At 60.8% G+C, this 2,349-nt stretch carries 4 protein-coding genes; all 4 read left to right on the forward strand.

All coding sequences use genetic code 11. The annotated features are described in order from the left end of the window. The first annotated feature begins 135 nt into the window (after nt 1–135). The gene (locus EN994_RS27525) at nt 136–735 is read left to right on the forward strand and encodes a DUF2062 domain-containing protein (RefSeq protein ID WP_013532587.1); all 600 of its coding nucleotides are present in this window, start codon (nt 136–138) and stop codon (nt 733–735) included. Beyond that, nucleotides 732–1,145: a holo-ACP synthase gene (acpS, locus tag EN994_RS27530; RefSeq protein ID WP_013532586.1), complete on the forward strand. Its 414-nt coding sequence runs from the start codon at nt 732–734 to the stop codon at nt 1,143–1,145. Before EN994_RS27525 ends, acpS begins: the two co-directional genes overlap by 4 nt. Before the next feature lie 78 nt (nt 1,146–1,223). Beyond that, on the forward strand, nt 1,224–1,973 hold the full coding sequence (gene lepB, locus EN994_RS27535) for a signal peptidase I (RefSeq protein WP_013532585.1): 750 nt from the start codon (nt 1,224–1,226) through the stop codon (nt 1,971–1,973). A 41-nt stretch (nt 1,974–2,014) separates the two neighbouring features. Continuing rightward, the coding region (locus tag EN994_RS27540; RefSeq protein WP_281060207.1) for a ribonuclease III domain-containing protein at nt 2,015–2,349 on the forward strand (335 nt) is incomplete at its 3' end.

The raw sequence follows: 2,349 nt of genomic DNA on the forward strand, positions 1-2,349 counted from the left end.
AAGGTGTTTGGTTGTTCTTGCGCCAGCGCGTTGTTATATAAGCTGGCGATTGCCATAGGGTGATCGTCAAGCGCAAGATGTGGCTGCCACGCCCGGCTGAAGGTGCCGTTGCGGGCGCTGTGGAACGGGAACAGAGTGCTATTTCGACGCCGCAAGCCTGATGGCCTTTATGAGCGGGTGCGTACCTATCTTTGGCCGCGCCGCTCGTTTTCGCGCTCGCTTCAGTATTTTTCCAAGCGCATCCTGCGGCTGAAGGCCACACCGCATGCGGTGGCGGCCGGCGTTGCGGCCGGTGTCTTCGCTTCATTCTTCCCCGTCGGTTTCCATTTCATCATCGCTGCCATCCTGTGCTGGGTGATAGCCGGCAATCTGGTGGCGGCGGCGCTTGGCGCGGTTTTTTTCGGCAACCCGCTGACCTTCCCGTTGCTATGGGGCGCGTCGTGGGAAACGGGCAAGCTCATCCTGCATGACCGGTTGCCGACACATGGGCCGCCGGCGCATCTGGGCGAGATGTTGCACAACCTCTCCTTCGCGCAATTGTGGAAACCGGTCCTTGAACCGATGCTGATCGGTGCGGTTCCGCTCGGCTTGATCTTCGGGCTGCTGTTCTACGCCATCACGCGCTGGGGCATGAACGCTTTCCGCGAACAGCGGCGCAAACGCCTGGCCGAGCGCGCAAGCCGGCATGCGCAATCGTCCCATCCCGGCGCAAGCATCGGTTCCACTGCGCGATGATCATCGGCATCGGCAGCGACCTGATCGACATCAGACGCATCGAGAAATCGCTGGAGCGTCACGGCCAGCGCTTCGTCCAGAGAATCTACACCGACATCGAACAGGCGCGTTCGGACAATCGACGCGCCCGCGCGGCCTCCTATGCCAAGCGTTTCGCCGCCAAGGAGGCCTGCGCCAAGGCGCTGGGCACCGGACTGGCGCAGGGCGTGTTCTGGCGCGACATGGGTGTCGTCAACCTGCCCAGTGGCGCGCCGACCATGGCGTTGACGGGAGGAGCGCAGGCCAGGCTGGCCAAAATCCTGCCAAAGGGCTATCGGGCGGCAATCCACCTCACCATCACGGATGATTTCCCGCTCGCTCAAGCCTTTGTGATCATCGAGGCGCTGCCCGTCGAAGAAGCGCCACATTGATTGCCTCTGACGACCGGCATTGACGTTGCCCAGCGCGCGCCGAGACTCTATACCATCCAACGCACAATCGAGGACGACATGAGCGTGGCTGAAAAATCCGAGAAGAAATCCGGCGGGCTTGGCGAGACCGTCAGCGTCATCGTCCAGGCGCTTTTGCTCGCCCTGGTCATCCGCACGCTGCTGTTCCAGCCTTTTTCGATCCCGTCGGGATCGATGCGGCCGACGCTTTTGGAAGGCGACTATCTGTTCGTCACCAAATGGTCCTATGGCTATTCGCGCTATTCGCTGCCTTTCGGACCCGATATTTTTTCGGGCCGCATCTGGGGCTCCGAGCCGAAGCGCGGCGACGTGGCGGTTTTCAAATTCCCGCCTGATCCGTCCGTCGACTACATCAAGCGCGTTGTCGGCCTGCCGGGTGACAAGATCCAGGTCAAGGACGGCCAGCTTTTCATCAACGGTGTCGGCGTGCCGCGCGTGAAAACAGGCCAAATCGACAATCCCGACATCACCGAGGAATCGCGCCCGATCGATGTCTATCGCGAAACCCTGCCCAACGGCGTCAGCTACGACACGCTTGACCTGAATTCGAACTCGATCGGCGACAACACCCGCGAATTCGACGTGCCGCCCGGCCACTATTTCATGATGGGCGACAACCGGGACAATTCCGCCGACAGCCGTTTCACCGTCGGCTACGTTCCCGCGGAAAATCTGGTTGGCCGCGCCAATCTTGTCTTCTTCTCGATCGCCGGCAAGGCGAGCCCTCTCGAAATCTGGAAATGGCCGTCGCTGATGCGCGCTTCGCGCCTGTTCCACTTCGTCAATTGATGGCTTTGAAGCGCCCGACAGGCGAAACACTGGCCGGTTTGGTGAAGGCCAAGACCGGTTACGTCTTCAAGGATATCCGTTTGCTTGAGACCGCCTTGACGCATTCCAGTGCGGTCAAGGCGGCCACCAACAACCAGCGTCTTGAATTTCTTGGCGACCGCGTGCTCGGGCTTGTCGTCGCCGATATGCTTTTCGAAAAATTTCCCGATGCGCCGGAAGGTGAAATCGCGCCGCGCTTCAATGCGCTGGTCGATGCGCGGACCTGCTCCGAAATCGGCATCGAAATGCAGCTGGAGGATCTGGTCCGCGCCGATTCTGCCTTGAAGATGCGGTCGCGCGGCTCGGGCGGAAACTATCTGGCGGATGCGGTCGAAGC

Origin of the sequence: Mesorhizobium sp. M7A.F.Ca.CA.002.09.1.1, assembly GCF_003998555.1 — a bacterium.
Classification (GTDB): domain Bacteria; phylum Pseudomonadota; class Alphaproteobacteria; order Rhizobiales; family Rhizobiaceae; genus Mesorhizobium; species Mesorhizobium ciceri.

Coding starts and splice junctions, on each gene's coding strand:
- acpS (WP_013532586.1), top strand. CDS start 732: ATGATCATCGGCATCGGCAGCGACCTGATCGACATCAGACGCATCGAG.
- lepB (WP_013532585.1), top strand. CDS start 1,224: ATGAGCGTGGCTGAAAAATCCGAGAAGAAATCCGGCGGGCTTGGCGAG.